The organism is Microcoleus sp. T3_B1 (genome assembly GCF_036700445.1).
Classification (GTDB): domain Bacteria; phylum Cyanobacteriota; class Cyanobacteriia; order Cyanobacteriales; family Microcoleaceae; genus Microcoleus.
Map to the genome: position 1 here is coordinate 43417 of NZ_JAUBOX010000061.1, position 6076 is coordinate 49492.

The window sequence follows — 6076 nt, forward strand, 5'->3', positions numbered from 1 at the left end:
CCAAGCCGTGCTGTTTTTAGGAGATCCCGCTTTGGGCGGTGGTGTACCAGTGACACCAGGCCAAGTCCTGACTCCAGCACAGTTACAGCAACTATTTTTGCAAGCCACAGGCAACTTTACAGGAACCAATTTCACCTACAGGGCCACAGACAACAGCGGCGCCTCCAGTCCCGCTGTCGCTACTGTCGCGGCCATACTTCCAACTGACAACCAACCGCCAGTTGCCAACAATTCCAACTCCCGCCTCGGCCCCAACAGCAGCCGGTTAGTCACGGGATTGGGAGGAAGCGACCCCGACGGGTCGATCGCCTCTTACACCATCGACACCCTGCCTCCTGCAGACCAAGCCGTGCTGTTTTTAGGAGATCCCGCTTTGGGCGGTGGTGTACCAGTGACACCAGGCCAAGTCCTGACTCCAGAACAGTTGCAGCAACTATTTTTGCAAGCCACAGGCAACTTTACAGGAGCCAATTTCACCTACAGCGCCACAGACAACAGTGGCGCCTCCAGTCCCGCTACCGCTACTGTCGCGGCCATACTTCCAACTGGCAACCAACCGCCATTAGCCAACAATTCCAACTCCCGCCTCGGCCCCAACAGCAGCCAGTTAGTCACAGGATTGGGAGGAAGCGACGCCGACGGGTCGATCGTCTCTTACACGATCGACACCCTGCCTCCTGCAGACCAAGCCGTGCTGTTTTTAGGAGATCCAGCTTTGGGCGGCGGCGTTGCGGTGACACCAGGCCAAGTCCTGACTCCACCACAGTTGCAGCAACTGTTTTTCTTCACGACGGGCAACTTTACAGGAACCAATTTCACCTACAGGGCGACAGACAACAGCGGTGCTATCAGTCCAGTCGCTACCGCTAGTGTGGCTGGACTGATACGGCCCACACCAACACCAACTGACAACCAACCCCCATTAGCCAACAATGCCAACTCCCGCCTCGGCCCCAACAGCAGCCGGTTAGTCACGGGATTGGGAGGAAGGGACCCCGACCCCGACGGGTCGATCGTCTCTTACACCATCAACAGCCTGCCATCACCAGACCAAGCAGTCCTGTTTTTAGGAGATCCCGCCAACGGCGGTGTACCAGTGACACAAGGTCAAGTCCTGACTCCTCAACAGTTGCAGCAACTATTTTTCTTCACCACGGGCAACTTTACAGGAGCCAATTTCACCTACAGCGCGAAAGACAACACCGGCGCTATCAGTCCAGTCGCTACCGCGACTGTGGCTGGACTGATAGGGCCCACACCAACTCCAACTCCAGCACCAACTCCAACAACTCCAACAACTCCAACTGACAACCTACCGCCAGTTGCCAACAATGCCAACTCCAGCCTCGGGCCCAACAGCAGCCGATTAGTCACGGGATTGGGAGGCAGCGACCCCGACGGGTCGATCGTCTCTTACACCATCAACACCCTGCCCCCAGTAGACCAAGCCGTCCTGTATTTAGGAGATCCCGCCAACGGCGGTGTACCAGTGACACCAGGCCAAGTCCTGACTCCAGCACAGTTGCAGCAACTGTTTTTCTTCACGACAGGCAACTTTACAGGAACCAATTTCACCTACACCGCTACCGACAACAGCGGCGCTATCAGTCCAGTCGCTACCGCTAGTGTGGCTGGACTGATAGGGCCCACACCAACTCCAAGCACAACTGACAACCAACCGCCAGTTGCCAACAATGCCAACTCCCGCGTCGGGCCCAACAGCAGCCAGTTAGTCACAGGATTGGGAGGAAGCGACCCCGACGGGTCGATCGTCTCTTACACCATCAACAGCTTGCCCTCACCAGACCAAGCCGTTCTGTTTTTAGGAGATCCCGCCAACGGTGGCGTACCAGTGACACCCGGCCAAGTCCTGACTCCTGCACAGTTACAGCAACTATTTTTGCAAGCCACAGGCAACTTTACAGGAGCCAATTTCACCTACAGCGCCACAGACAACAGCGGCGCCACCAGTCCCGCTACCGCTACTGTCGCGGCCATACTTCCAACTGACAACCAACCGCCATTAGCCAACAATGCCAACTCCAGCCTCGCCCCCAATAGCAGCCAGTTAGTCACAGGATTGGGAGGAAGCGACCCCGACGGGTCGATCGTCTCTTACACCATCAACACCCTGCCTCCAGCAGATCAAGCCGTCCTGTATTTAGGAGATCCGGCCAACGGTGGTGTACCAGTCACAGCAGGTCAAGTCCTCACTCCCGCACAGTTGCAGCAACTATTTTTCTTCACAACTGGCAACTTTACAGGAACCAATTTCACCTACAGCGCCACAGACAACAGCGGTGCCACCAGTCCCGCTGTCGCTACTGTCGTGGCTATCTTGCGGTCGGGGGCGTCTACTCCCACACCAACGCCGGCATCGCCCATAGTCTCAAATCCGATCGGGGAAACAGATACCGACTGTTTGTGTGGGCCCATTATGGAAAAACCGGGAATTAACTTTGCGCCCCCGCAGCAACCACCTGCAGTTGGATTTGTCCGGCCTATTTCACAATTTTCCGAGGGACAAACCACCAAAGGAACCGACGGCGATGGCTTCATCGCAGACACCAAAGGCAACCAAAAAATCGTCGGTTTTGGAGGCAACGACCTGCTTTTAGGTGAAGACGGCGCGGACGAAATTTACGGCAACGAAGACAATGACAGGGTTTTTGGTGGCATTGACACCGATATTGTTGACGGAGGCGAGGGCAACGATAGTGTTTACGGAGGCAAACAGAATGACTGGGTTGCCGGCGACTTAGACTCTGACACTCTGTTTGGAGATCTAGGTGCCGATACGATTTTGGGAGACAACGGGCAGAACAACTCCCAGAGTCCTGACGAGGCTCGCGATTTGCTCTTTGGAGGCAACGGTGCAGACCTGATTAATGGCAACGAGGGCGACGATATCATCCATACCGGCAAAGGTGGCGATATTGCCCTTGGAGGTAAAGAAAATGACCTAATTTGGGGCGAACTCGCGAACGATACCTTGTTTGGTGGCATCGGCTCCGACAGCTTGTTTGGGGGCATCCCCGACCAAAGGGCCACCGACTCCGAGGGACGCGACTTGCTGTACGGAGGCTTCGGTAACGACTTCCTCAACGGCCAACAAGACAACGATACGCTGGTTGCAGGCAAAGATAACGATCCCGCTTACGGAGGCAAAGGCAATGACCTGCTCTACGGTCAATTAGGCTCCGATACCCTCTACGGCGGCGAAGGAGCCGATACTCTGCTCGGCGACAGTGGCAGTTCCCAGTCCATCGGGGATCTCGGCGAACAAGACTTAATCTTTAGCGACAGCGGCAACGACATCATCGGCGGCGGCCACGGTAATGATACCGTGCAAGCAGGTAAAGGCAATGATTGTGTTTGGGGTGGCAAAGATAATGACCTGACTTGGGGCGAACTCGGCTCTGATACCCTTGTCGGCGACAGCGGCGACGATACCATGTACGGCGGTGCTCGAAGTCGAGTTCAAGATGTTGGTGGCCAAGACTTGCTTTTTGGTGGCATCGGTGCTGATGTGCTGTTCGGCGATGAGGGTGACGATACCATCAGTGGCGGTGAAGATAACGACTTGATTTACGCCGGCAAAGCTAACGACCTCATACACGGAGATCTGGGTGACGACTTGATTTACGGCGGTTACGGTAGCGATGAACTCTGCGGTGGCGAGGGCAACGATACCATTTATGGCGATCGTGCTGATAACCGGGCTGTCTCGGTGGGCGCAAACGACCAGCAAGACTGCATCAACGGCGGTGACGGCGATGACTTGCTCTACGGCAATGAAGGCCAAGATACTATCAACGGAGATGCTGGCAGCGATACTCTGATTGGTGGTAAAGATAACGACCTTCTCAATGGGGGCGCTGGAGATGACTGGCTGTTTGGCGACTTGGGCGAGGATACTTTGATTGGAGGTATTGGGTTCGATCGATATGTGTTGAGTGCTGATGGCGGCACTGATACTGTCATTAACTTCGAGGTAGCCGTCGATAAGTTTGTTTTGAGCGACGGGCTGAGTTTCCAGCAGTTGCAATTTAGCGCCACTCCGAACGGTACGTTGCTGCGCGTAGCAGGAACCGATCGGGTTTTAGCTAATCTGGTTGGGGTTAACGGGGCGATCGGCTCCTCGGATTTCCTACCAAATCTCTCTGAGCTCTAGAATTGGCGGCGAAAGTCTCCTGTTCTGGCGAACAAAACGCCACAGCAGATCCGAACTTCTGTGGCGTTCCTCACAATACTCAATCCGGGTTAAAAACTTTGTAGCACTCTGCCCTTGACATCGTTCTTACCGGAAGAACGAGACGAAAGCCCCTAGCTTCAGATATGGGGATGAAGTCGGGCGCGGTTTCAACCGCCTTGAAATTAATTTCCCAATCTTCCTGATTGCTTATTGCTTAGTATACTATGGTATAGTAAATTAAGAACACAAAGGAGGGGAAATGAAAGGGCGGTATCAATACAGATTCTATCCGACAATTGAACAAAAAATTAGCTTAGCTAAATTGTTTGGCTGTGTGCGGGTAGTCTGGAATGATGCTCTAAGACTTTGCAAACAGTCAGACAGAAAACCTAGTTCTGCCGAATTGCAAAAATTAGTTTTAACTTTAGCTAAAAAGACACCAGAAAGAGAATGGTTGGGAGAAGTTTCAGCTATTCCTTTACAACAATCTGTCTCAGATTTAGAGGCGGCGTTTAGCAATTTCTTCAAGTCCTGCACAGGAAAAAGAAAAGGAAAAAAAGTCGGCTATCCTAAGTTCAAGAAAAAGACAAACAGCCAATCGGCCAGGTTAACGCGCAACGGTTTTGTATTGAGAGGTAATGAGGTTTATCTGGCAAAAATAGGGGACGTATTTCCCGTTTGGTCTAGAAAATTACCATCCAATCCTAGCTCTGTTACGATAATCAAGGACTGTACAAACCGATATTCTCTAAGCTTTGTTGTAGAAGTTTCCCCCATCCAGACCGAGGCTAAAAACCAAAGCATCGGTGTAGATTTGGGCATAAAAACCTTCGCTGCAATGAGTGATGGTACAACCGCACAAAGTCCAAGCTACAAAGTGCTAGATCGTAAAATTCGCAGACTACAGCGCCAGCTATCCCGTCAAGTCCAGACCTCAAAACCTCGGGATAAAACTAGGCTTAAAATTGCCAAGCTACACAACCAGATTGCTGATAGTCGAAAGGATTTTCTGCACAAACTATCTACTAAGTTGGTGAGTGAAAACCAAACCATTATCCTAGAAGATTTGAACGTAGCAGGTCTGGTTAAAAATCGGAGATTGTCAAGGGCAATAAGTCAGCAAGGATGGGGAGAATTTAGGACGCTTTGTGAGGGCAAGTCTGAGAAATACGGCAGAGAATTTAAAGTAATTTCTCGCTGGGAGCCGACCTCTCAAACTTGCTCAGAGTGCGGGTTTAGATGGGGAAAACTAGACCTCTCTGTGCGCTCAATCCTGTGCTTAAACTGCGGAGCTAAACACGATCGAGATTTGAACGCCGCTAAAAATATAGAAAAAGTCGGGATGGGGTATCGCCACGACTCTAAACGAGCACAGAGTTTGAGTAAAACTACTTCGGTAGTATCGGACAATGAAGTGCTAAGCCTAAACTTGGGAGACTATTTATTTTAGTCCGGGTTTAGAATCCCCTCGCCTTGATAGCTGGGGAGTATGTCAAAGTTGCCTTTTGTTCCTCTCTCAAATGCTAAAAAATAAAGGTGTATTCAAGCCTGATTTGGTATAATATTAAATCTGTTAGCATCGGGATTATTCATAAATCTCTTATTATCGGCGTGAATCTGCGTCAATCCCTTGTCATCTGCGGTTCGAGATTTTTTTTAAAAAAACCGCAGATGTGGGCAGATAAACACAGATTAACGCAGATTAATTCGATTAATTCCTGTTGCAGCGTCCGTGATTATTGACGGGATTTTACGCCCGACGAGGCTACCGCATTTGATATAATATCATGTCCGGTCGATTACGCCTAATACGGTAGGGGCGGGTTCACGAAAAATATCTGCCAATAATTGACAATCTCAAAAACCCGCCCTTTTAATCGC

2 protein-coding genes are annotated in these 6076 nt (G+C 51.3%); both read left to right on the forward strand.

The genetic code is table 11. From position 1 onward, the window contains the following. The coding region (locus tag QT990_RS25570; protein ID WP_445305451.1) for an Ig-like domain-containing protein at positions 1-4174 on the forward strand (4174 nt) is incomplete at its 5' end. 280 nt (positions 4175-4454) lie between these two features. Then, a complete protein-coding gene (locus QT990_RS25575) occupies positions 4455-5645 on the forward strand; it encodes a transposase (protein WP_333145671.1) in 1191 nt (396 codons plus the stop codon). The last annotated feature ends 431 nt before the right edge of the window (positions 5646-6076 follow it).

Excerpts from the sequence above, each read along its gene's own strand:
- QT990_RS25575 (WP_333145671.1), top strand. The coding sequence starts at position 4,455 with ATGAAAGGGCGGTATCAATACAGATTCTATCCGACAATTGAACAAAAA.